We start from the raw sequence: 22,034 nt of genomic DNA on the forward strand, positions 1-22,034 counted from the left end.
CGCACATGCTTTGTGCGGCTTTAGCAGTGTACTCATTGATGAGTATTTTACTAGCCCTTTTCAGTCATTTATGCTGATACAGGCACAAGCTCGAGCAATTGCGCGATGTTGTCAGCCACAAAGCTCGGCTCAGATTGGGCGATCGGTTCACCATGGTTGTAGCCGTAGGTTAAGCCGAATGAGGCACAGCCTGCGTTTTTCGCCGCAAGAATATCGTTCTTAGAGTCCCCAACCATCAACATTTGCTGCGCCGTTAATTGATGCTTTTCTAATAACCAATTCAGCGCCACAGGATTTGGCTTTTTCTCAGCAAATGCGTCACCGCCTAATACATCGCTAAACAAATGCGCTATACCATGCTGAGCCAAAATATCAGGCACAAACTGTGACGGCTTATTCGTGACCACCGCGAGAGTATACCCCGCTTGATGCAGAGTATTCAGTGTTGAAGCCACATTGGCGTATAGGTGGCTAAGCTTGTGTTCGGTTTCAGCGTAATATTGGTCAAACAGCTGACGCGCCTGCGCTCTGAGTTCATCGCTCAAGCTTGGATCAACCGTCAGGCTCTGACTTAACGCACGGCCAATAAGGATATCGGCTCCGTTGCCAACGTAGTCACGTACTTGGTCTTCACTCACCGCTGGGTACCCCAACTGTTGAGCGGCTTTGTCAGCAGCGACCGCAAGGTCTGGCACGCTGTCGAGTAAAGTACCATCAAGATCGAAAGCAATTAGCTTTATCTGGTCTAAATTTGGGCTCAAAATGGTTTCCTAATTAAGGGAGTATCGTTACTGAACATCTGAGAGCTGCGCGCGCATCTCATCAATCACGGCTTTGTAGTCCGGTTGACCAAAGATGGCCGAACCAGCGACAAACATATCCGCGCCCGCTTCGGCGATTTCCCGAATGTTGTCAACTTTAACACCACCGTCGATTTCCAAACGAATATCACGTCCTGAAGCATCAATGAGTTTACGAACGGCGCGCAGTTTATCCAACGTATGGGGAATAAAGGATTGGCCACCAAAACCAGGATTCACGGACATCAACAAAATCATATCGACTTTATCAAGAATATAATCAAGGCAGCTTAATGGTGTGGCCGGATTTAAGACCACGCCCGCTTTACAGCCATGCTCTTTAATCAGTTGTAGAGTGCGATCGACATGTTCAGAGGCTTCGACATGAAACGTGATCATTGAAGCACCCGCTTTGGCAAAATCGGGAATAATGCGGTCAACCGGCTTTACCATCAAATGCACGTCAATCGGCGCAGTAATACCGTAGTTGCGTAGCGCCTTACAGATTGGGGCACCAAACGTTAGGTTAGGCACATAATGGTTATCCATTACGTCAAAATGCACCACATCGGCGCCAGCCGCGAGGACATTTTCAACCTCTTCACCTAAGCGCGCAAAGTCGGCGGATAAAATGGATGGAGCAATAAGAAAATCTTTCATACCTGACCTCAATGGCTAACAAATCGCATCAATGCTTATCACACTTTTCGTGCGTTAATTTACATCGATTCTACCTAAGCCAGCGCTGAGATCCTAGCGTTGCTTTGAGTTGGTTAGCATCGCTTCAATCGTATGCGGGTTGAACAGTGCCAATAGTTCATCAACCTTGTTACGCCCAGCGCCATTACGACTGATGGTGCGTTTGACTTTCACAACATTAAGCTCCGCACCATGGTAGAGACGGCGGGTTAAGGTGGTATCGTGATTCGAAATAAGGACGGGTATGCCACGTTCTTTCGCTAAACGCTCGGCCACATCAGCCAAGGCCGCTTGATCATCCAGCGAGAAACCGTTACCTGCGTACGAAGTAAAATTAGCGGTCGTTGAAAGCGGCGCGTATGGCGGGTCACAATACACCACACAGCCCTTACGAGCTCGTTTGAATGTCTCGGGATAACTTTCGCAGACAAACGTTGCTTTCTTAGCTTTTTCAGCAAAAAACTCCAGTTCTTGCTCTGGGAAGTACGGTTTTTTGTAGGAACCAAACGGTACATTAAAACCGCCTTTTTTGTTGTAACGGCATAGACCGTTAAAACCAAATCGGTTCATATAAAGAAAAGCCAAGGAACGATAGAAGGTATCTTCCGTACGATTGAACTGCAGTCGCACATCAAGGTAAACCTCTTTGCGGTTATTTTCCGCAACAAACCAACGCTTGGCTTCCGTGATGTACTGCTCTGGATGCTCTTTCAATAAGTTGTAGAGATTGATCAGATCCGGATTGATGTCGGCCAGCAAGTAGTGCTCATAATCGGTATTAAGAAAGATAGAGCCAGCCCCAACAAAGGGTTCCACCAGCTTCTTTGCTGCTGGTAAGTGACGCTGAATATCTTCAACTAAGCCGTATTTTCCACCCGCCCACTTTAGGAACGCCCGCTGCTTCTTCATCAACTGTTCTTATCTTTCAACCACAAATTAAGGCTGCGAAATGTAACATATTTTATCGCTAAGCTCAGCGTTATTTCACTCGGTCAATCTCACGATGGACCTGGCTGAGCGATTTTGCCCAAGGCTCCAACTGTTGAACATTACTTGGTAAGGTCGAGACCGCATCACGTGCCAACTGAATGGTTGGATAGTTGCCGTAAGAGACGATAAACCAATCTCTTTCATTGCGCACTGTTGGGTAGATATACACATCACCGTCGAGGTTATGGCGATCCAAAAACTCTTGAACCTCCGACACTGAACTGAGTGCGGCCAATTGCAGAGTATAACTGCGTGGCGAGAACGCCTTTAGCGCTTCACGTGTATACGAGAAAGTAATGACTGGCTGAGCGGACTCAGCGTCTGCAGTACTGGATGCCTCTGCAGTTTGAGGCGCTGGGTCACTCAACGTTTGAGATTGTGCTGCCTGTTCAGATTCTGAGCTGGAGACCTGGTTTTGGCCATCGTCATCCTGCGCTTGCAGTTTAGCCGCATCAATCGCTTGAATCATCGCTGAGGTATCGACCTCTTGCGGTTTGCCATCCAGTAATGCATCCACCACATCAGAGGTGATCACGACGCGCTGCTCACCGGAATCTTGGCTATCAACGCTGGTGGTATTCTGTGTGACATCGGGTGGCAAAGCTGATGAGTCATCCTCAGCAGCATCATCGGCAGCAGGAGGCACTGGCACTTCAACATTTTCCATGTTGCGCTCTTGTGGCTCTGATTCCAAGGTCGGAATCACGGTTTGTTCCATCTGCGTTTCCAACTGCTGCGCTTTTTGTTGAGCGGTTGGCTGATTCATCATCCACCAATAGCCGCCGCCGATGAGCAGCAACAAAATCAACACAATCAGAGTAATCATCAGTGGCGATCCAACAATCGAACGGATCACGATACGTTTTTCTGGCTTGTGGTCACCCAAGGCCATAATCTCTCCCGGTAGTCGTCCTGCTTTACGATAGGCGTTTCTGACTCGCTTCTCGGCACTGTCTTCGACAAAGCGTATCACGAGTTGTTCAAAGAATCTGTCGGCATCATCTCGACTTAGAGGTTCTATTTCTAAATCAATCGGCTTTTGCTCTTGACCATAACTGAGACGAGTGAGTAGTGGTTCAAGGCTATTTTCCTGCGCAAACATCACTACGCTAATGTCCCACTTCGGGGTATTTTGCGCTTCAAGGACGAGCATCCACAGCTCAGAGACAAATGTTTCACTTAGGAGATGGGCATCATCAATGACGATCACAATATTGCAGTTATCATCACTTTTCAGACGAGAAAAGCTGTCGACAAGGCTGTCGTGAGGGTTAAATAAAGGCTCAGAGAGCAGTTGAGTCAAGACGGTTGTACGGCGAGATTCGTCATCTTGACTTGGGTGACACATCAAAAGTGACTGATTTTTATCTTGAGCCCAAGCTTCAAGAAAGCGCTGAGCGAGCCAAGTCTTACCTGAACCAAACGCACCGCCCACGGTGACAAAATTGGAACCATAATTGGTTAACAACTGTAAGCGTTCTAGCAGATCAATCTGCGTATCAAGCTCCAACACACGTGGTTGATGCGTTACATTCATGTAATTGTCGTCCTACTGACCATTGACTGGCAAAATAAATCAGAGGGTGCGGCAGTAATCGATAGCTTGTTCAATGATCGAGTCTGGCACTCCTTTCACCACTTCAGCGCGCCCAATGTCTGTCGGCAACACTAATCTCAGTTCACCAGAAAGGACTTTTTTGTCGCGCATCATGTGACGCATGAAATCATCAAACGACATGCTCTCTGGTGTATGAACTGGCAGGTGAGCTCTTTTCAGTATAGAGACAATTTTTTCGACTTGCTCTTCGCTGATAAGACCTTGAAGCTGAGCAGTTTTTGCCGCCATCGCCGTCCCCGATGAGACTGCCTCACCGTGTAGCCAATTACCATACCCCAACTCGGCCTCAATGGCATGACCAAATGTATGACCTAGGTTCAGCAATGCGCGAATACCTGATTCTTTTTCATCCTGTGCAACCACTTCCGCTTTGATTTCACAACAGCGTGCAATGGCGTAAGTCAGCGCTTGTTCATCCAAGGCATATAAGGCATCAAGGTTATCATCCAACCAATCAAAGAAAGGACGGTCGTAAATGATGCCGTATTTGATCACTTCGGCCATGCCCGCAGCAAACTCGCGGTCTGGCAAAGACTTCAAACAATCGGTGTCAATAATGACCGATTTAGGCTGATAAAAAGCCCCAATCATGTTTTTACCCAACGGGTGATTGACGGCCGTTTTCCCCCCCACGGAAGAGTCGACTTGTGATAACAAGGTCGTGGGCACTTGGATAAAATCAACGCCTCGCTGATAACATGCCGCGGCAAAACCAACAAGATCGCCAATCACACCACCGCCGAGCGCAACAATCACCACATCTCGACTGTAGTTACCTTCAAGCAGGAAGTTCATCACCAGATTAAAAGTATCTAGGGATTTGTATTTTTCACCGTCCGGCAATTCGAGTAACGAAGGTTGGCAACCTTGCTGCTCAAGCTGCTGAATAATTTTCTGCGCATACAAAGGCGCCACTGTCACATTACTGATGACAACGACTTTTTGTTTTGCAGGAAGAAAAGAAAAGTGGGCCGGATCATTAAATAATCCGGCACCAATTGAAATTGGGTAGCTACGTTCGCCTAAGCTGACCGTAATCCGTTCCATGGCAATCTCCAAAAAAGCTAGATAAAAATGATTTAGCTTTCTTCTAGCATTTTTACGATCTGGTTGGCTACCACTTTTGCACTTTGATCGTCAGTACGGACCGTATAGTCCGCAATTTCTTCGTATAGAGGGTTGCGCTCTGCCGCTAACGATTCCAGCACTTCACGAGGGCTGTCAGTCTGTAGCAGAGGACGTTTCTTGTCACGGTTAGTACGTGCAAGTTGTTTTTCGATGGTTGTTTCTAGGTAGACCACTATGCCGCGAGCAGAAAGACGATTACGGTTTTCTTTGCTTTTGATTGAACCACCGCCTGTTGCGAGAACAATACCTTGTTCTTCCGTCAGATCGTTGATCACTCTTTCCTCGCGAATGCGAAAGCCTTCTTCACCTTCAACATCAAATACCCATGCGATATCCGCACCTGTGCGCTCTTCGATCACTGTGTCGGAGTCGACAAAGTCCATATGAAGTTGTTGAGCAAGGTGTCTACCAATTGTGCTTTTGCCGGCACCCATAGGGCCAACAAGGAAAATATTGCGTTTCTCAGCCATGTTAAGCAGTAATTTACAACGTTAATTCAATGACATCGCCACAAGTTTGTCGGGGTTTAGCCGACGATAAAAAGTGCTTGTGGCACCAATTCCTCACAGATAATTCGTGATAAGACCCGAAATTATCTAGATAAGGTGTCACTAATGCAAATTTATTTTCGATTTTATTATATTTACTGAATGACAACCTTCGGTGTAACAAAGATAAGTAGTTCACTTTTACCCATTTTTTGATAGCTACGGCGAAATAAAGCGCCAACTAATGGTAAATCCCCTAATAACGGAACTTTATCCACGGTATCGCTCACACTATGTTGATAAATACCACCGAGCACAACGGTTTCCCCACTCGCCACTAACACTTGCGTTCCGATACGCTGAGTTTGAATAGCAACCGCTTCTCCCGTCCCGGTTTTTACCACTTCACCGGGCCTATCTTGCGTGACATTAAGATCCAATATTAGCTTGTTGTTCGGCGTAATTTGCGGCGTGACTTTGAGACTGAGCACCGCTTTCTTAAATTTAACCGCCGTGGCGCCACTCGACGCGGCTTCAACATACGGAATCTCAGTACCTTGCTCAATGTAAGCAGGCTGTTTATTGGTGGTCAGCAAACTTGGACTGGAAATAATTTCGGCCTTGGACTCACTTTGCAGCGCCGAAAGCTCTAAATCCAACAGCGTATTACTGCCTAACGTGGCAATTTGAAATGCGATTGACGAAGTATTGGCTGCTGTCGCGCCTAAATTAACGTTTAACCGTTGGTCAAATGCCAGGTTTTCTCCTGAAGATGGGGATTGATTGGCTTCAATCGAGCCTGCAATCGAATAATCTTGCTGCTGTGACATAACGCCCCAACGTACGCCCAGTTCCTCCAAACTGCCCTGATTGAGTGACACAATCCGCGCCTCAATCTGTACCTGCTTCACCGCCACATCCAAAGCATCAACCATTTTTTGAATCTCAGCTCGTTGTTGCGGATAGTCGTGTACGACCAGCGTATTGGTACGTTCATCAAACGCCAATGAACCTTGATCCGACAGTAAACCAGAGTGCTCGCCGTTAATCATGTTCGCAAGGTCAGTGACTTTAGCGTATTGCACCTCAATGACCTGTGACCCAAGTTGTGAGCGATTGAGTAACCCCGAAGCGGGCAATTCGTCACGCGGGGCAATAACCATCACATTGCCCTCAACCTGCTTGGAGAGTTGTTTAAGTTGCAAAATGACGTCCAAGACTTGGCTCCACGGGACCGACTGCAAGCGTAAGCTCAAACGGCCTTGTACATTATCAGAAAGCACTAAGTTGATGTCGCTAAACTCGGCAAGCCAATACAAGGCACGACGTAAATCAATATCTTGAAAATTCATCGACAGCTGTGAGTGATTGTCTTGCTGTTTTGTGGCTTGTTCATCAGGCTCTAGCGTTATCACGATCATTCCGTCCCGCAGTTGATGGTGATACTCATATTTCCCCTCAATTGCTAACAGAAAGCCGACGCCCTGAGAGGTGGGCTGCACATCAATGTGACTGACTAATGTACCAAACTCTTTGACATCCAGTCGCAGAGCATCACTCTCTACCATGGTGATATTGGTGAGTTCAATCCATAGTTTCTCATCTTGACGTTCGCTCTTAATCACCACATTCCGAGTATCCAGCTTAATCAAGAGCTTGGCATCACGGTCCGCATCGACTTGAAAATCCAACATTTCAGCCACATTCAACACCTGCGAGCTTTCGGCCGCGGTGGGGATGACCAATAACGCGATGAGCACGACATGACTCATCACTTCCCTGAGTAGTTTATGGCTCATGGCGTTCCTTTTCTAAAGCGTAATTTGAGGTTAAAACCAGCGACGATACCTCTCCACAAGAGGAACGTAGCTCGATGTGATTGGGGGTGATATCGGTAATTTGATATTGCTCAGCGCCGATATAACTGTGCTTTCTCGCGCTGTAAATCGATTGGTTTGGCAGTTCAAATAGCGCCAATTGTTGATCTTGGCTGCTTACAATACCCGATAAGGTCAGCGTCGAGAGTGGATACTGGAGTAATGGCGCCGCTTGATGAGCCTCGAATAAAGGACGGCAAGGCGTATTGAGGTTCACTGCAGACGCTACGTTGCCTGTCGGTAATGACTGCGGCAAAGAGAACGGGGAGCGATATTGATGTCCTCGGTAGTCAGTCACTTGCCAATATGCCTCACTCACCTTTGACGAGAGCTCGGTCGCGGGTTCAGTTGGCAGAGGCGGAATATTGAGCGGCGAAGATTCATTGCCGCACGCAGTGAGCACAAGCGCAACCCCACTGAGGATGAGTTTATAACAATCCATTGCGCTCACCCTGCCAATAGAAATGAATGTTGGCGGTGACCCTCACGCTATCGTCAGTGGGGCTATGTTGTTGCCAGATCATGTGTTCGAATGTCATGACTTGTTCCATTTGCGCTAATTGAGCCATGAACTCACCGATAGCGTGATATTGACCATGGAGCTCGACATGCAAAGGCATGCGCAGAAATGGTTCAATCGTTTGTTTGCTTCCCCATTTGAGATGCGTGACTCCCAACCCAAAACGCTGAGCGAGCTTGTCGACGTCACTCACAATCGTCGCCTGTTCCAGTTGAAACGGAATACGCTGAGTAAAGTCATCAACCAGATGCTCGACGGCTCGATAACTCACTTGCGTTTCGCCCCTCTCGATTACTTGCGAACGAGACTCAAGCAAGCTGAACGCTTGCTCGGTTTCACGCATGATTAAGCGTTCAAGTGTCATCAACTTAGCCGAAAAATAACCAACATAGCTTGAGATGCCCAAACACAATGCCAGTAAGATTGTCGTTAACCACTGTATGTAACGTGGTGACTCAGCAAAAGTTTCCAGCGACTCAAAATGCTGCCACCAAGCGTTTTCATGGCTCATAACCAAAAGCCTCCAGCCCTCGTGGTCGAAGAGTGAATGAAAGATGAAATTGACTCATTGAGCGTTGCGATGACAATGAAGAGTTGGTCAACGCATGAAGCGTTACCTTAGAAATTCGCTCTGTCGCTTCCATACGAGTCAGGGCTTGTGTCAACGCTTGGGTTGTCGCGGTTTCACCTTTTGCCGTTACAACGCCGCTTCGTAATTCGAGATGAGAGAACACCACTTCCTCGCTCACCTGCTTGGCCAGCATATTCATCAGTTCCACTGGTTGATTACGGTATTGATGCCACTCGGCATACTGAGCAAAGCGCTTTAACTCGATTTGATGGGCTATTTCACGCTTTTCTTGCTGGGCTGAGCGAGCATTTAACCGCTCGTACTCAAGATTGAGATCAGTCAACCGCTGCTGCTGAATCTCAATCTGGCGGTCGATAAAATAACCGCCTAGGCCACTAGCAATCAGAAACAGTCCAAAGGTGAAACCCAATAAACACTGCACGCGGCGTTGATTAGCTGCTCTTCTCGTCGCTCGCCATGCCAGTAAATTGATCTCATGCAACATGTGATTGCCCTTGCCAGCAAAGTGCTCGCATCGCTAACCCCGTTGCAATCGCATACGAGGAGTGAGCAACAGGATCGCCTTGAGAGCTTTTGGTCACCAGTAGGTCAAAAGGGTCAAAAAGCTCACAGATGATGCCAAGGTGATGCTCTATCTGTTCAGCACTGAACGGCGATGCGCCTCGCCCGCACAACCAAATCCCCTCAATATGACACTCATGCAGTGTCAAAAGCTGCTGTCGACAGCGCTGCAATTCACCAATAACAAACCGCAGAGACTCGTTCTCGTTACGGGCCGTCTCCTCCATACTCTGAACCACCTCTGGCGAAGAGCGGCCGTTATGAGGCAAAGGCATACTGCGCGTAAATGGATCAACCTCTAAAAAATCAATGACCATCTGAACCCCATCCGCATCAACGTTGACCAATAACCATTGGCGGCTGTGCGTTCTCTGGACCTTGATATGCCAAAGCTGGAGCAAAGTGTGGGCGTGAATCGTGATAAAAACAGGCGATAATTTGGCGGCTTGTAGCGGATGACAGTGGTTTTCGATCACTTCTTTCTTGGTCGCATAAACTTGGTAATCCACCAGAGAATGTGAATGAGCAACATGATGGAACGGAACAAAATCGAGCTGAATGTCGTCCATATTCAACGCCATTTGAGCACAAAATGCCTGAGCGATAATAAACTCAATGTCGGGGTCTGAAGGTTGGCTATCTAGTTGTAATACTTTACTAATTACCGAATTATCCGGAATCGCCAGTGCCACTCGACGCTGAAGAAAAGGCAAGCTCTTCCTTAGTTCTTTGAGTTTCTTTACAATTTCCTGATAATTCGTCTTATGGTTATCGGAGAAAATACCCGTTTCTATTGGCAATTCTTGATAGTCCATAAGCATAAAATGGTCGTCGATTGGTTTCACTGTGACCGCCTTTACGCCGTCATGACCAATGTCTATGCCAGTAATGATAGATTTACCCATTTAGCTCAGCTCCATACTATTCGCTTGGCTCTTGTGTTTAAATGGGCGCACCATTTAGCACAAAACAAATTTTGAGCTAAGTTTTAGCTTAGAGTACAAGGGTTTGCCTATAGCAGACCGAAACTAATCAGGGATTCTCCGGTGAAGTTCATAAAGCGTTTTTTTATTTTCATACTGATTTGCATGATTCTTGGAGTCGGTGCAATTTTTGGCCTCTACTACTATGTCAAAGCCGATCTACCCGATGTCGCGACATTACGAGAAGTCAAACTGCAAACACCAATGCAGGTTTTTAGCCAAGATGGTCAATTGATCTCCCAATTTGGTGAAAAGCGTCGTATCCCCGTCAAATATGAAGATATACCTCAACATCTTATTGATGCGCTGATCGCCACCGAAGATAGCCGTTTCTACGAACACCCAGGTATCGACCCTATTGGTATTACTCGTGCCGCCGTGGTTGTTTTGCTATCTGGCTCAGCGAAGCAAGGGGCCAGTACCATTACTCAACAGCTGGCTCGTAACTTCTTCCTCTCTAACGAGAAGAAGTTAATGCGAAAAATCAAAGAAGTGTTTATTGCGATTCATATCGAGCAGTTACTCTCCAAGCAAGAGATCATGGAGCTGTACGTCAATAAGATCTTCTTGGGCTATCGCTCTTATGGCTTTGGCGCGGCGGCTCGTGTTTACTTTGGTAAAGATCTTCAAGACTTAAGCCTCAGTGAGATTGCCACCCTCGCGGGTATGCCAAAAGCGCCCTCAACTATGAATCCTCTGTACTCGATTGAACGTGCAACCAATCGCCGCAATGTGGTGTTAGCACGTATGCTGGATGAAAAGTACATTACCGAGCAAGAGTATCAACAGGCGCGTTCTGAAACTTTAGTTTCCCGTTACCATGGTGCAGAGATCAAACTCAATGCACCGTATGTGGCAGAGCTTGCTCGAGCATGGGCGGTTGAGCACTACGGGGATGATGTTTACGACAGCGGTATCAATATTTACACCACGGTCGACTCCAAACTTCAGCGTGCAGCAAACCAAGCCGCGGTGAATAACTTAATTGGCTACGATGAGCGTCACGGCTACCGCGGTGCAGAAAAAGTACTGTGGCAACCAGACCAAGCGCCAATGTCTAAAGATGACATTGAAGAACACCTTAAAACCGTACCAACGTATGGCAAATTGGTACCTGCTGTGGTCGTCGCTCGCGGAGAGAAAACCGCGCAAGTTGTCGTTAAAAATCACGGCACACAATCTCTCGATTGGGATGGAATGAAGTGGGCACGTAAATACTTAACCGATGAACGTCAGGGGTCTGCACCACAAAGCACTGATGACATTCTTGCCGTCGGTGAGCAAATTTGGGTGCGCGGTGAAACCATTAACCTTGATGACAACAATCAACAGCAAGTCACTGACGTTGAAGAGGAAGATCTCGAGCAACAGGAACAAGATAATACCGAACCTACTACACCCATTCATTGGCGACTGGCTCAAGTTCCAAACGCAAATACCGCGTTTGTTGCAATGAACCCAGAGAATGGTGCTATCGAAGCGCTGGTTGGCGGCTTTAACTTTGTTCATAACAAATTTAACCGTGCAACCCAATCTGTACGTCAAGTCGGGTCAAGCATTAAGCCGTTTATCTACTCAGCAGCACTGGATAACGGCATGACTCTCGCGAGCTTGATTAACGATGCTCCTATTAACCAATGGGATAAAAGCCAAGGTACTGCATGGCGTCCGAAAAACTCGCCACCGACTTATGGCGGCCCAACGCGTCTGCGCATTGGTTTAGCGCAATCGAAAAACGTAATGGCGGTGCGTGTCTTGCGTGAGGTCGGGCTCGATAAAACGCGCGATTACCTAACACGTTTTGGCTTTGATAAAGATCACCTGCCGCGTTCAGAAACCATAGCACTCGGTGCTGGCAGCCTCACCCCCGTGAAAATGGCGCAAGGTATATCGGTTTTTGCCAACGGTGGTTACTACGTTGAACCTTACTACATCAGCAAAGTGGAAGATCCATTTGGTCAACTTGATTACCAAGCGCCAAGTCAGCTGATTTGTCGTGAAAACTGTCAGCCGACTTCGACAGTCGAGAGTGAGTTTAACGAGCAAGATGTTGCTAGCGACGAGCAACAGCCTCAACAAGCGAAGCAAGTCATTTCTGAACAAACCGCATTCTTGGTGCGTGAAATGATGTACAGCAATGTTTGGGGTGGCGGTAACTGGGGTCAAGGTACTGGCTGGAATGGAACAGGTTGGCGTGCACAGGTTCTTGATCGTCGTGATATTGGTGGTAAAACCGGGACGACCAATGATTCCAAAGACACTTGGTATAGCGGTTATGGTCCTGGCATTGTCGCAACAGCATGGGTCGGGTTTGATAACCACAATCGCGCTTTAGGCCGCACTGCCCCCAACCCGAACCTTGGTAAAGATCAAGTTTCTGGCGTAGAAGCTGGCGCGAAAACCGCGCAGCCTGCGTGGATAGACTTTATGCGCGTCGCTCTTGAAAACACGCCGCCGCAACAAAAACAAGTCCCGCCACATATTGTGCGCGCGCGCATCGACCGTGACTCGGGGCTGCTGAGCAACAAGTCTGATGCCAGCTCGATGTTTGAATACTTCAAAGAGGGGACAGAACCGACGGAATACCAAAGTGATGATATTACTGACAGTATTTACTCGGAGTCACCGTCACAAGAGCTGTTCTAAACCGCAGAAAACAAAAAGGGTTGGCCAACGCCAACCCTTTTTTCTATCTCGTTGTTACTGGACTAAGCGACTTTGAATCACCGAGGCCAATTGCTCATAACGCGAACGCAATGGTGAACCAGGACGATACACCAAGACAATATTACGCGAAGGCTCCGGATTATAGGCTTCTAAGTAGCATACGCCATCTTTGCGCTTTTCATGCGGCAGTGACAATTTAGGAAGCAAGGTAATTCCGGCTCCGGCTGCTACCATGTTGCGCAGCGTTTCCAAACTGGTCGCTTTAAAGCGCTCATCATCTTTGGCTCCAGCAGCAAAGCAGTAACCCAGCGCTTGGTCTCGTAAGCAATGCCCATCCCCCAACGACAGCACCGTGCGGCCCTTGAGCTGGTCCATATTAATCCGCTCAAGCTCGGCCCATTCATGATCGCAAGGCACAGCAACACTTAAAGGTTCATCATAAATCGGAATTTCTTTAAATGCCTCAGTCTCAGCGACCGACGCCAACACCACACAATCGAGCTTGCCATCTTCCAATTCGCGCATCAGTTGTTTGGTTTGCGCTTCATGGAGAAATAACTCTAATTGCGGAAAATGCTCTTTTAGATAAGGAATGATCAGCGGCAAAATATACGGCCCAAGCGTTGGAATAAAGCCAATATGAATGGGGCCCGTCATTTCACCACTTTGCCCACTGGCCATATCTTTAAAGGTTTTCACTTCGGTAAGAATACGTTTTGCTTGATCAACTAACTGCAAGCCAGACTCGGTAAATAGAACACGACGACTGCTGCGCTCAAGCAGAGCGGTACCCAATTCATCCTCAAGTTTTCTCACCTGTCCGCTCAATGTTGGCTGGCTAACAAAACAGGCTTCCGCAGCTTTCCTAAAATGCTTATGTTCCGCAAGCGCAACCAAGTACTCAAAATCTCGAATATTCATCGCTTTACCCATAGAAAAAAACTATCAAAACCATAGCACCAAACGATTAGAGCTATCAAAGCTTTTTTTCAATAATGTCACCAACTAGGCAGAAGGTAAAAGCGGATTGTCGTTACACTGAAGACGCCATCAAACACATTTAATTCATTCATTTAAGGATTGTAACTATGTTTGCATCGAAAGAAGGCCAACCGGTACCACAAGTCACTTTTCCCGTTCGCCAAGGCGACAGTTGGTCAGAGCTTACGACCGATCAACTATTCAAAGATAAAACCGTGATTGTGTTTAGTTTGCCCGGCGCATTCACGCCGACATGTTCGTCAAGCCATTTACCACGCTATAACGAGCTATTTCCAGTATTTAAAGAACACGGTGTGGACGCTATTTTATGCGTATCGGTCAATGACACGTTCGTCATGAACGCTTGGAAACAAGACCAAGAAGCCGACAACATTACTTTTATTCCTGATGGTAACGGTGAATTTACCGAGGGAATGGGTCTCTTAGTCGACAAAAAAGATCTGGGCTTTGGTAAACGTTCATGGCGTTACAGTATGCTCGTGAAAAACGGCATTATTGAAAAAATGTTCATTGAACCTGACGAGCCAGGCGACCCGTTCAAAGTGTCTGATGCCGATACCATGCTCAGCTACATCGCACCTGACTTTAAAACCCAAGAATCAATCACGGTATTCAGTAAACCCGGCTGCCCATTTTGCGCTAAGGCCAAACAAGCGCTGATCGATCATGATCTTCAGTATGAAGAAGTTATTTTAGGAAAAGATGCCACAACCGTGAGTTTGCGTGCGATTTCTGGTCGTACAACGGTGCCGCAAATTTTCATTGGTGGTCGACATATTGGTGGTAGCGAAGAGTTGGATACCTATCTTAACCAGTAACGATTATACCGAGTTATTAGGTGGGGCTTTTCGAGTGTTACTGGTTTGTCTTGGTTAAGCCCCCCTTCTAACAATAGTGTCAGCACTACACTATTGAGCCCATGGTGCTTGAGTTAGCCGCTTATCGTAACGCGCACTACTGAGTGGCTAAACTGTCCCTCAGGTCTATGGGTAAGGTCCCCAAAGTCAGTTACTCTCTCCTCTGACTTTGGGGATTCTTTTAATCACTGCGCAAAAACCAGCGCCATAAGCTGCCTGTTTTTCCTATCTCTGCTAGCATTCCAGTAATCTTCTTTTATTTTCGGAGAAGCCTATGAGTTGCCCTTACTGCCAATCCGATTGGTTTTGGAAAAAGCTTGGTCGTTGTCAACGGTGTATGGATCAACTGACGGTGTTGTCAGTGGTATGTTGGTTAGTATGGTGGTTTGCCTTTCGCCAAGAGCCGACGTCAATCCAATCCATCGCCTTGATTGTCTCGGGTTTCGCCTTTAATGGCTTGCTGTTTCTACATCTCGGCATGCGCTTCGTCATCCTGCCTTGGCAACAACGGCACAAATCTCATCAGCACAACCACAAACGCTAGATACAAAAAAGCCCCAAAACCAATAACAGGTTTGGGGCTCTCTTAGAGAACTTTCTAAGAAAAAGCAGTGGTACTTTAATAGACCCTCACCTTTCTTGATAGTTCCACGAAGTAACGATCTTTTTTGATCATTTTTCGCTGATTTTTTACTTCATTTAGAAATCAGTCTCTTATGCAACACTGACCTTAGTAATAACTTGTTCAACCAAGTTAATCTCTAACGCCACCTCATCGCACGCGTGTTGACGAGGACACTGATCACAATCTTTAAGAACCTTCTCGGGCAGCAAGGACTTCGAGGTGGGCAAAAAGCTCTGCTTCATAAAGAACTCTGGAGTCCGAGTTAAAACGAATACTTTTTTGATTGCCATTTGCCGAGCTTTTTCCACCAGATGATGAACAATTGCGCTGCCTTGGCCTTGACCTTGCCATCCTGGTTCAATACCTAATGAACGAATCTCGGCCAATCCAGAATCGTAGACATACAACGAAGCACAGCCCGTGACTTCGCCGTTATTTTCGGTCACTGCAAACGATCCAATATCACGAATCAACTCATTCCGTGAACGGGGCAAGTTCTCACCAAGGTTAGCCCAGTAGGCAACCATACCTTCTAGCGACTCAACATCGGTTAAACGTGCAGGACGCACTTTGACGGTAGAAATGTCACGCTTTAGCACCCGTTTATCCGCTTGTTCGACCGCGTACGCGACTTGTTGAGGCGACACCCCACCCAATGCACTGCGCTTCTCAAGACAGGACTCGATGGTGAGAATGGCGTAAACATCTTCTTCAATCACAGGAGAGAAGGTTTTGAGCTGCTCAAGACTTAGCTCTTCTAATGCACAACCTTGCTGAATAGCACCGACGACCGCAACCCCAACAATATGGTGAGCTTCACGAAATGGAATCCCTTTCGCCACCAAGTAGTCCGCTAATTCTGTGGCGTTCGCATAACCTTGCTTCGCAGCTTCAAGCGTACGTTCACCGTTCACTTTGATGCCATCAAAGCACAGAGCGGCCATTTCCATACAGTCATTCCAAGTATCGAGCGCATCAAACAGCCCTTCCTTGTCTTCCTGCATGTCTTTGTTGTAAGCCAACGGCAGCGCTTTCACCGTCATCATCATCGCGGATAGTGCGCCATACACACGGCCTGTCTTACCACGAATCAACTCTAGCGCATCTGGGTTTTTCTTCTGCGGCATCAGTGAAGAGCCTGACGTCACAGTGTCGGCCAACTCAATAAAGCCAGATTCACCCGAATTGTAGAAAATCATATCTTCAGACAGGCGAGACAAATGCAGCATAGAAATCGACGCCACAGACATCAGCTCCATCACGTGGTCACGGTCAGATACCGAATCTAGAGAGTTACGAGTTGCACGACGAAAGCCAAGATTATGAGCAAGTTGCTCACGGTCAATCGAGTAGGCGGTGCCCGCCAATGCGCCAGAGCCTAATGGACAGGTATCAAGACGTGTTAGTGCATCAGACAGACGCGAATAGTCACGCTCAAACATTTCAACATAAGCCAAACACCAGTGAGCAAATGTGACTGGCTGGGCGCGTTGAAGGTGAGTATAACCCGGTAGCACGGTATTTTGGTGCTGTTTGGCCACGTTTACCATCTGCTTTTGCAAGCGATCAAGGGTAAGCAGCAATTGTTGCCCTTGCTGGCGACACCACAACTTTAAATCTGTTGCGACTTGGTCATTACGTGAACGTCCCGTGTGGAGTTTTTTACCAAGATCACCCACTTTACTGATCAGCTGCTGTTCAACCCAAGAGTGAATATCTTCCGCATCTGAGCGTAGAATTTGGTTGGGCGCTTCCATCACTTCAAGCTTAAGCTCGTTTAATGCTAACTCCAGCTTCTGTTGCTCTTCTTCGCTAAGCACGTCAACTGAGCGTAGGGCTTTTGACCAAGCAATCGAACCAACAATATCTTGTTCAGCCAATCGGTAATCAAAGCGAAGCGAGTCATTAAAGTCTTTGAACCTAGTATCTGCTGCTTGGGAAAATCTTCCGCCCCATAATGCCATTGCGTCTCTCCTACGACTTCCAGCCACAAGTTACCTTCTTGCTTATGACTCGAATTTGATTGCAGCAAAGACCGCGACATCGCGATCTTTGCTTAGCTTCTAGTGATGGTGTGAGCCGAGTTCTTTGCCCGACTCATCAGCTGTGCTTGGTTATTTCTTAGCTTCGTTCAAAGCACGAATGCGGCTTGAGAGAGAGTAAAGACGGATAAAGCCGCCAGCGTGGCTTTGGTCGTAAACTTCGTCTGCGCCGAATGTCGCGAACTCTTCAGAATATAGACTGTTTTCAGAACGTTTTTGCGTTACTGTTGCTTGGCCTTTATACAGCTTAATCACAACTTCGCCGTTCACGTCTACTGCTAAAGATTCTGCCGCTGCCATGATCGATTTGCAAAGCGGCGTAAACCAGCGACCATCGTATACAAGGTGCGACGCTTTTACACCTAGTTCTTCACGGAATTCGAACGAAGTTTTATCTAATACCAGTTGTTCAACGGCACGTAGTGCTTCCATCATGATGGTGCCTCCTGGTGTTTCATAACAGCCACGAGATTTCATGCCAACAAGACGGTTTTCGACGATATCGATACGGCCAACACCATGCTTCGCGCCTTTTTCATTTAGCGTAACCAGCGCTTGGTAAGGGCTAAGCGCTTGACCATCAACCGATACGACTTCACCATTTTTTACACCGACAGTCACATATTCAGCTTCATTCGGTGCTTGCTCTGGGTCAACAGTCCATACCCAGCAATCTTCGTTTGGTGCATTCCAAGTGCTTTCCAACACGCCACCCTCTGTAGAGATGTGCCATGCGTTTGCATCACGTGAATAAATTTTCGTCAATGACGCAGTACAAGGGATGTTGCGCTCAGCTAGGTAATCTAGACACTCTTCACGGCTAACAAGATCCCATTCACGCCAAGGGGCAATCACTTTTAAATCAGGGGCAAGCGCTGCAAAGGCACCTTCAAAACGCACTTGGTCATTTCCTTTACCTGTACAACCGTGGCAAAGCGCATCAGCACCAACTTTACGGGCAACTTCCACTTGAGCTTTCGCAATAATAGGGCGTGCCATGGACGTACCAAGTAGGTATTTTCCTTCATAATAGGCGCCCGTTTTAAGCGTTGGGTAGATGTATTCCGCCACCATCTCTTCTTTAAGGTCAACGACGTAGCACTCTGAAGCACCAGACGCTTTGGCTTTGGCTTCAACCCCTTCAAGCTCTTCGGCGCCTTGGCCAACATCAGCCACAAAGGCAACCACTTCACAATCGTAGTTTTCTTTTAGCCATGGAATGATCACGGATGTATCTAGACCGCCTGAATACGCGACAACAACTTTATTTACGTCAACTTTGCTCATGTTAATTCTCCTAACACTTAGCTCTGCTCTCGGCGGTCAGGCTAAGGATTTAATTCTAAATTCGTGGTGTAATCGTTAGTGGTTTAGCCACTAAGGTAAAAATCGTGTGCCAATGCTTTGGCCGCTAAATAAGGTCGCGAGCTTTTCTGGATAACGCCAAGTCGCCACTTCGATCGCTTGTCCAAGCTCTTTCGCCGCTTCCAAAGCTGCGTTGACTTTAACAATCATGCCATCGGTAATAACTTTGCCATCGATAAGCTTTTTCGCTTGCTCGGCATCTAGGCTATGCAGTAAATGGCCTTTGCCGTCCAGCACACCGCTCACATCGGAAAGCAGGACTAATTCAGCGTTTAATGCCCCCGCAACAGCCACTGCCGCTTGGTCTGCATTGACGTTCATCATTTGACCGTCTTGCGTCAAACCAATGGAACTAATGATCGGTAGAGCGCCAGTGGCCAAAATCGCTTCGACAACCGTGGCGTTGCCCGGTGTCGCTTTGCCCACCGCGCCCAGCTCCGGGTCAAGTTCTTCAACCACACACAGCCCGCCATCCGCCAAGCTCAATCCCACAGCATTCAAACCATCTTTGATCGCTTGACCTTGCAGCATCTTGTTTGCTGTCCCTGCAAGAGCGCCAGCAATCACTGGAATCTGCTCATAAGGCGTTACACGTAAGCCATCTTTTTTGACCGACTTAAGTTGTAATTTCGCCATAAGATCGTCCACTAGGTAGCCTCCACCGTGAACGACCACAATTCGTCGCTGAGCTTGCTGCTGGTAAGTGGCAATCGCCCCAAATACTTGACTTAGGGTTTCACTATTCGACAGTGCCGCGCCACCTAACTTGATGACAAGCGGAGATTGAGTTGTCTCTGTCATAACATTTCCTTGCACTACGCTATGCCTAACTAAAGTAAGGCAGTAAGCTCAGGGTAACCAAAGTGGATATTGACGCACTGCATCGCTTGACTTGATGCGCCTTTTAATAAGTTGTCGATGGCCGAACCAACGATGATATGCTCGCCTTGGACTTTCCAGCCGATATCGCAAAATGGCGTTTTCTGCACATCTTGCAGTTGTGGCATCGCGGACTTAACTCGCACCAGCGGTTTATCTGCATACGCCTCTTGCATCGCTTTCGCCACTTGCTGCTCAGTGACACCGGAAGCCAGTTTCATGGTTATCGTTGCAAGAATGCCTCGTTTGAAGTTGCCAAGGTGCGGCGTAAAAATAACGTCACAGCCGAGATGACTGGCAATTTCAGGTTGATGGCGGTGGGTAAACACACCATACGAGTGAAGGCTGACCTCACAAAAACTGTTGGTCATGGTCGCTTTACGCCCTGCACCCGTCACACCACTTACCGCGTTAATTACTGGCCATTGCTGCGTATCGATAAGGCCAGCCTCAATAAGTGGTTTCATCGCCAATTGTGAGGCCGTAGGATAGCAACCAGGAACCGCAATTAGCTGCGCCTGTTTGATCTGTTGCACGTTCCATTCGGCTAAGCCATAAGCCGCATTTTCTAGCCAACTGCCGTGTTGATGTTCGAACCCATAAAATGTTGGATAAAATTCACCGTCATTGACACGATAAGCGCCTGAGAGGTCAAAGACCTTACAACCCGCCGCCAAAAACTGCGGAGCAAGATCATGGCTCACTTCATGAGCGGTGGCTAAAAACACCACATCTGACGCTTGTGCAACAGCTTCTACGTCTGTCAAAGGCAAAATAGCGTCATCCACAATGCCCGCCAACTGTCCGTGCAATTGAGAAATCGGCTTTCCTGCATCTAAACTGTTGGCGGAAACATACAAACCTGATAGCGTGAGCGACGGATGTTTATTAACCATTATGGCCAGTTCCGCGCCGGTGTAACCGCTAGCTCCGATTATTGTGGTTTTTAACATGTTTTAGCATCCAAAATTCGGGGTAAAAAACCAACCTGAATACTGATTATAAATTTAGAAATTTTCAGGTTTATTGATTTTTTATTCATAAAAAATGATTTAATATGTCTTTTACCTTTTAAGTGAATCTCTGTCAACAGCTAAGGCGAGAATATTATGCAAATACCAGGATTTATTGAGATATATCGCGACCTCATTTCAACCTCTTCCATCAGCTCTACAGACCCAAGCTGGGATGAAGGCAATGAGCAAGTGATCAACAAACTCGCAGGCTGGTTGCAAGACTTAGGCTTTGAGCTGCACATTACCGAACAAGAGAAAGGTAAATTCAATTTATTGGCTAAGAAGGGGCAAGGAGAAGGCGGCCTGCTTCTCTCTGGGCACAGCGATACAGTGCCATTTGATGAAGGTAAGTGGAATTACAACCCGCACGCGCTAACAGAAGACAACAACCGCTTTTACGGTCTTGGCACGGCAGATATGAAAGGTTTCTTTGCGTTTATTCTTGAAGCCGTTAAAAGTATTGATTGGTCGAAGCAAAATAAACCACTTTATATTCTCGCGACATGTGATGAAGAAACCACTATGCTGGGCGCGCGCCGCTTCACTGATGAAGCGCCGATCAAACCCGATTACTGCATTATTGGCGAACCCACAAGTCTGGTTCCGGTACGTGGGCATAAAGGTCACGTAGCAAACGCGATTCGTGTCACTGGACGTTCAGGACATTCTTCCGATCCCTCTCTTGGCATTAATGCCATCGAAATCATGCATGAAATCTTATTTGCGATGATGCAACTGCGTGACAAACTGGTCAAAGAGTACCATCACCCAGGCTTTGCCATTCCAAATCCGACTATGAATCTGGGCCATATCCATGGCGGTGATAGCCCGAACCGCATCTGTGGCTGCTGTGAACTGCATTATGATGTTCGACCGTTGCCAGGCATTTCCTTAGACGGATTGGATAACATGCTACGCGGCGCTCTAAAAGAAGTCGAAGCCAAGTGGCCAGGACTGATCGACATTCGCCCGCTGCACGATGCGATTCCAGGCTATGAATGCGATCATAACCACCCGTTTATCCACGAAATGGAAACCATCTGTGACACACCATCACAGACCGTCAATTACTGTACTGAAGCGCCGTTTTTACAAGAACTTTGCCCAACGCTCGTGCTGGGGCCCGGCTCAATAGACCAAGCTCATCAGCCCGACGAATTCTTGGCGTTTGAGTTTATCAACCCAACGGTGAGAATATTAACTGACTCTATTCGCAAATATTGTTTTCAATAATTCACACATCACGTGATGGTGTGATTGGCGATAAAGACAGACAGGACGTTATTTTCACCTAAATTTGTAATTTTTTTTCAGTACGTCAACCG

Annotated in this window: 20 protein-coding genes; 4 read left to right on the forward strand and 16 right to left on the reverse strand. The window is 47.3% G+C overall.

Translation table 11 applies throughout. The annotated features are described in order from the left end of the window. Positions 1-68: 68 nt before the first annotated feature. The 11 genes from M1D72_RS20600 to pilM form a co-directional block, all read right to left on the reverse strand. Positions 69-761, reverse strand: coding sequence for a phosphoglycolate phosphatase (locus tag M1D72_RS20600; protein WP_390194588.1), 693 nt, complete (start codon positions 759-761; stop codon positions 69-71). A gap of 27 nt (positions 762-788) precedes the next feature. Further along, positions 789-1,460, reverse strand: a complete 672-nt coding sequence (rpe, locus tag M1D72_RS20605) for a ribulose-phosphate 3-epimerase (RefSeq protein ID WP_456296364.1) — start codon at positions 1,458-1,460, stop codon at positions 789-791. Positions 1,461-1,553: 93 nt separating this feature from the next. Continuing rightward, on the reverse strand, positions 1,554-2,408 hold the full coding sequence (locus M1D72_RS20610) for a Dam family site-specific DNA-(adenine-N6)-methyltransferase (protein ID WP_390194586.1): 855 nt from the start codon (positions 2,406-2,408) through the stop codon (positions 1,554-1,556). A gap of 70 nt (positions 2,409-2,478) precedes the next feature. After that, on the reverse strand, positions 2,479-4,026 hold the full coding sequence (locus M1D72_RS20615) for an SPOR domain-containing protein (protein ID WP_456296365.1): 1,548 nt from the start codon (positions 4,024-4,026) through the stop codon (positions 2,479-2,481). Between the two features lie 39 nt (positions 4,027-4,065). After that, entirely contained in the window at positions 4,066-5,154 is a 1,089-nt protein-coding gene (gene aroB / locus M1D72_RS20620; RefSeq protein ID WP_456296366.1) for a 3-dehydroquinate synthase, read from the reverse strand. 32 nt (positions 5,155-5,186) lie between these two features. Then, the gene (gene aroK / locus M1D72_RS20625; protein ID WP_390194583.1) at positions 5,187-5,705 is read right to left on the reverse strand and encodes a shikimate kinase AroK; all 519 of its coding nucleotides are present in this window, start codon (positions 5,703-5,705) and stop codon (positions 5,187-5,189) included. Positions 5,706-5,878: 173 nt separating this feature from the next. Next, a complete protein-coding gene (locus M1D72_RS20630) occupies positions 5,879-7,522 on the reverse strand; it encodes a type IV pilus secretin PilQ (protein ID WP_456296367.1) in 1,644 nt (547 codons plus the stop codon). Beyond that, on the reverse strand, positions 7,512-8,042 hold the full coding sequence (locus tag M1D72_RS20635; RefSeq protein ID WP_456296368.1) for a pilus assembly protein PilP: 531 nt from the start codon (positions 8,040-8,042) through the stop codon (positions 7,512-7,514). Before M1D72_RS20635 ends, M1D72_RS20630 begins: the two co-directional genes overlap by 11 nt. Then, positions 8,029-8,631 (reverse strand): type 4a pilus biogenesis protein PilO, encoded by a 603-nt coding sequence (locus tag M1D72_RS20640; protein ID WP_456296369.1) that lies wholly within the window; start codon positions 8,629-8,631, stop codon positions 8,029-8,031. The genes M1D72_RS20635 and M1D72_RS20640 overlap by 14 nt, the downstream gene beginning before the upstream one ends. After that, positions 8,621-9,196, reverse strand: coding sequence for a PilN domain-containing protein (locus tag M1D72_RS20645; RefSeq protein WP_456296370.1), 576 nt, complete (start codon positions 9,194-9,196; stop codon positions 8,621-8,623). Before M1D72_RS20645 ends, M1D72_RS20640 begins: the two co-directional genes overlap by 11 nt. Next, complete coding sequence (gene pilM / locus M1D72_RS20650; RefSeq protein ID WP_456296371.1) at positions 9,186-10,178, reverse strand: type IV pilus assembly protein PilM; 993 nt, start codon at positions 10,176-10,178, stop codon at positions 9,186-9,188. The genes M1D72_RS20645 and pilM overlap by 11 nt, the downstream gene beginning before the upstream one ends. Positions 10,179-10,319: 141 nt before the next feature. On the opposite strand from pilM, the gene M1D72_RS20655 reads away from it, so the two are divergent. Then, on the forward strand, positions 10,320-12,902 hold the full coding sequence (locus M1D72_RS20655) for a penicillin-binding protein 1A (RefSeq protein ID WP_456296372.1): 2,583 nt from the start codon (positions 10,320-10,322) through the stop codon (positions 12,900-12,902). A gap of 54 nt (positions 12,903-12,956) precedes the next feature. On the opposite strand, the gene oxyR is transcribed toward M1D72_RS20655, so the two are convergent. Continuing rightward, positions 12,957-13,844, reverse strand: coding sequence for a DNA-binding transcriptional regulator OxyR (oxyR, locus tag M1D72_RS20660; RefSeq protein ID WP_390194576.1), 888 nt, complete (start codon positions 13,842-13,844; stop codon positions 12,957-12,959). Positions 13,845-14,011: 167 nt separating this feature from the next. Between oxyR and M1D72_RS20665 the strand changes: the two genes are divergently transcribed. After that, positions 14,012-14,743 carry a glutathione peroxidase gene (locus M1D72_RS20665; RefSeq protein WP_390194575.1) on the forward strand — a complete coding sequence of 244 codons (732 nt, stop codon included), beginning with the start codon at positions 14,012-14,014 and terminating at the stop codon, positions 14,741-14,743. Between the two features lie 313 nt (positions 14,744-15,056). Then, entirely contained in the window at positions 15,057-15,326 is a 270-nt protein-coding gene (locus tag M1D72_RS20670) for a DUF3624 domain-containing protein (protein WP_390194574.1), read from the forward strand. A 170-nt stretch (positions 15,327-15,496) separates the two neighbouring features. Here the strand turns inward: M1D72_RS20670 and argH are convergent, their stop codons facing one another. From argH to argC, 4 genes are all read right to left on the reverse strand, one after another. Next, positions 15,497-17,371 carry an argininosuccinate lyase gene (gene argH / locus M1D72_RS20675; RefSeq protein ID WP_390194573.1) on the reverse strand — a complete coding sequence of 625 codons (1,875 nt, stop codon included), beginning with the start codon at positions 17,369-17,371 and terminating at the stop codon, positions 15,497-15,499. A 150-nt stretch (positions 17,372-17,521) separates the two neighbouring features. Next, positions 17,522-18,736: an argininosuccinate synthase gene (locus M1D72_RS20680; protein ID WP_456296373.1), complete on the reverse strand. Its 1,215-nt coding sequence runs from the start codon at positions 18,734-18,736 to the stop codon at positions 17,522-17,524. Positions 18,737-18,826: 90 nt separating this feature from the next. Continuing rightward, positions 18,827-19,615, reverse strand: a complete 789-nt coding sequence (argB, locus tag M1D72_RS20685) for an acetylglutamate kinase (protein WP_456296374.1) — start codon at positions 19,613-19,615, stop codon at positions 18,827-18,829. Positions 19,616-19,644: 29 nt separating this feature from the next. Then, positions 19,645-20,646: an N-acetyl-gamma-glutamyl-phosphate reductase gene (argC, locus tag M1D72_RS20690; RefSeq protein WP_390194570.1), complete on the reverse strand. Its 1,002-nt coding sequence runs from the start codon at positions 20,644-20,646 to the stop codon at positions 19,645-19,647. 156 nt (positions 20,647-20,802) lie between these two features. On the opposite strand from argC, the gene argE reads away from it, so the two are divergent. Continuing rightward, on the forward strand, positions 20,803-21,942 hold the full coding sequence (gene argE, locus M1D72_RS20695) for an acetylornithine deacetylase (protein ID WP_456296375.1): 1,140 nt from the start codon (positions 20,803-20,805) through the stop codon (positions 21,940-21,942). The last annotated feature ends 92 nt before the right edge of the window (positions 21,943-22,034 follow it).

The sequence above is a fragment of the Vibrio sp. AK197 genome (genome assembly GCF_053903115.1).

What these genes read in the sequence shown, in the direction of transcription:
- rpe (WP_456296364.1), bottom strand. Translation starts at nt 1,460, where the DNA reads ATGAAAGATTTTCTTATTGCTCCATCCATTTTATCCGCCGACTTTGCG.
- M1D72_RS20610 (WP_390194586.1), bottom strand. Translation starts at nt 2,408, where the DNA reads ATGAAGAAGCAGCGGGCGTTCCTAAAGTGGGCGGGTGGAAAATACGGC.
- M1D72_RS20615 (WP_456296365.1), bottom strand. Translation starts at nt 4,026, where the DNA reads ATGAATGTAACGCATCAACCACGTGTGTTGGAGCTTGATACGCAGATT.
- aroB (WP_456296366.1), bottom strand. Translation starts at nt 5,154, where the DNA reads ATGGAACGGATTACGGTCAGCTTAGGCGAACGTAGCTACCCAATTTCA.
- aroK (WP_390194583.1), bottom strand. Translation starts at nt 5,705, where the DNA reads ATGGCTGAGAAACGCAATATTTTCCTTGTTGGCCCTATGGGTGCCGGC.
- M1D72_RS20630 (WP_456296367.1), bottom strand. Translation starts at nt 7,522, where the DNA reads ATGAGCCATAAACTACTCAGGGAAGTGATGAGTCATGTCGTGCTCATC.
- M1D72_RS20635 (WP_456296368.1), bottom strand. Translation starts at nt 8,042, where the DNA reads ATGGATTGTTATAAACTCATCCTCAGTGGGGTTGCGCTTGTGCTCACT.
- M1D72_RS20640 (WP_456296369.1), bottom strand. Translation starts at nt 8,631, where the DNA reads ATGAGCCATGAAAACGCTTGGTGGCAGCATTTTGAGTCGCTGGAAACT.
- M1D72_RS20645 (WP_456296370.1), bottom strand. Translation starts at nt 9,196, where the DNA reads ATGTTGCATGAGATCAATTTACTGGCATGGCGAGCGACGAGAAGAGCA.
- pilM (WP_456296371.1), bottom strand. Translation starts at nt 10,178, where the DNA reads ATGGGTAAATCTATCATTACTGGCATAGACATTGGTCATGACGGCGTA.
- oxyR (WP_390194576.1), bottom strand. Translation starts at nt 13,844, where the DNA reads ATGAATATTCGAGATTTTGAGTACTTGGTTGCGCTTGCGGAACATAAG.
- M1D72_RS20665 (WP_390194575.1), top strand. Translation starts at nt 14,012, where the DNA reads ATGTTTGCATCGAAAGAAGGCCAACCGGTACCACAAGTCACTTTTCCC.
- M1D72_RS20670 (WP_390194574.1), top strand. Translation starts at nt 15,057, where the DNA reads ATGAGTTGCCCTTACTGCCAATCCGATTGGTTTTGGAAAAAGCTTGGT.
- argH (WP_390194573.1), bottom strand. Translation starts at nt 17,371, where the DNA reads ATGGCATTATGGGGCGGAAGATTTTCCCAAGCAGCAGATACTAGGTTC.
- M1D72_RS20680 (WP_456296373.1), bottom strand. Translation starts at nt 18,736, where the DNA reads ATGAGCAAAGTTGACGTAAATAAAGTTGTTGTCGCGTATTCAGGCGGT.
- argB (WP_456296374.1), bottom strand. Translation starts at nt 19,615, where the DNA reads ATGACAGAGACAACTCAATCTCCGCTTGTCATCAAGTTAGGTGGCGCG.
- argC (WP_390194570.1), bottom strand. Translation starts at nt 20,646, where the DNA reads ATGTTAAAAACCACAATAATCGGAGCTAGCGGTTACACCGGCGCGGAA.
- argE (WP_456296375.1), top strand. Translation starts at nt 20,803, where the DNA reads ATGCAAATACCAGGATTTATTGAGATATATCGCGACCTCATTTCAACC.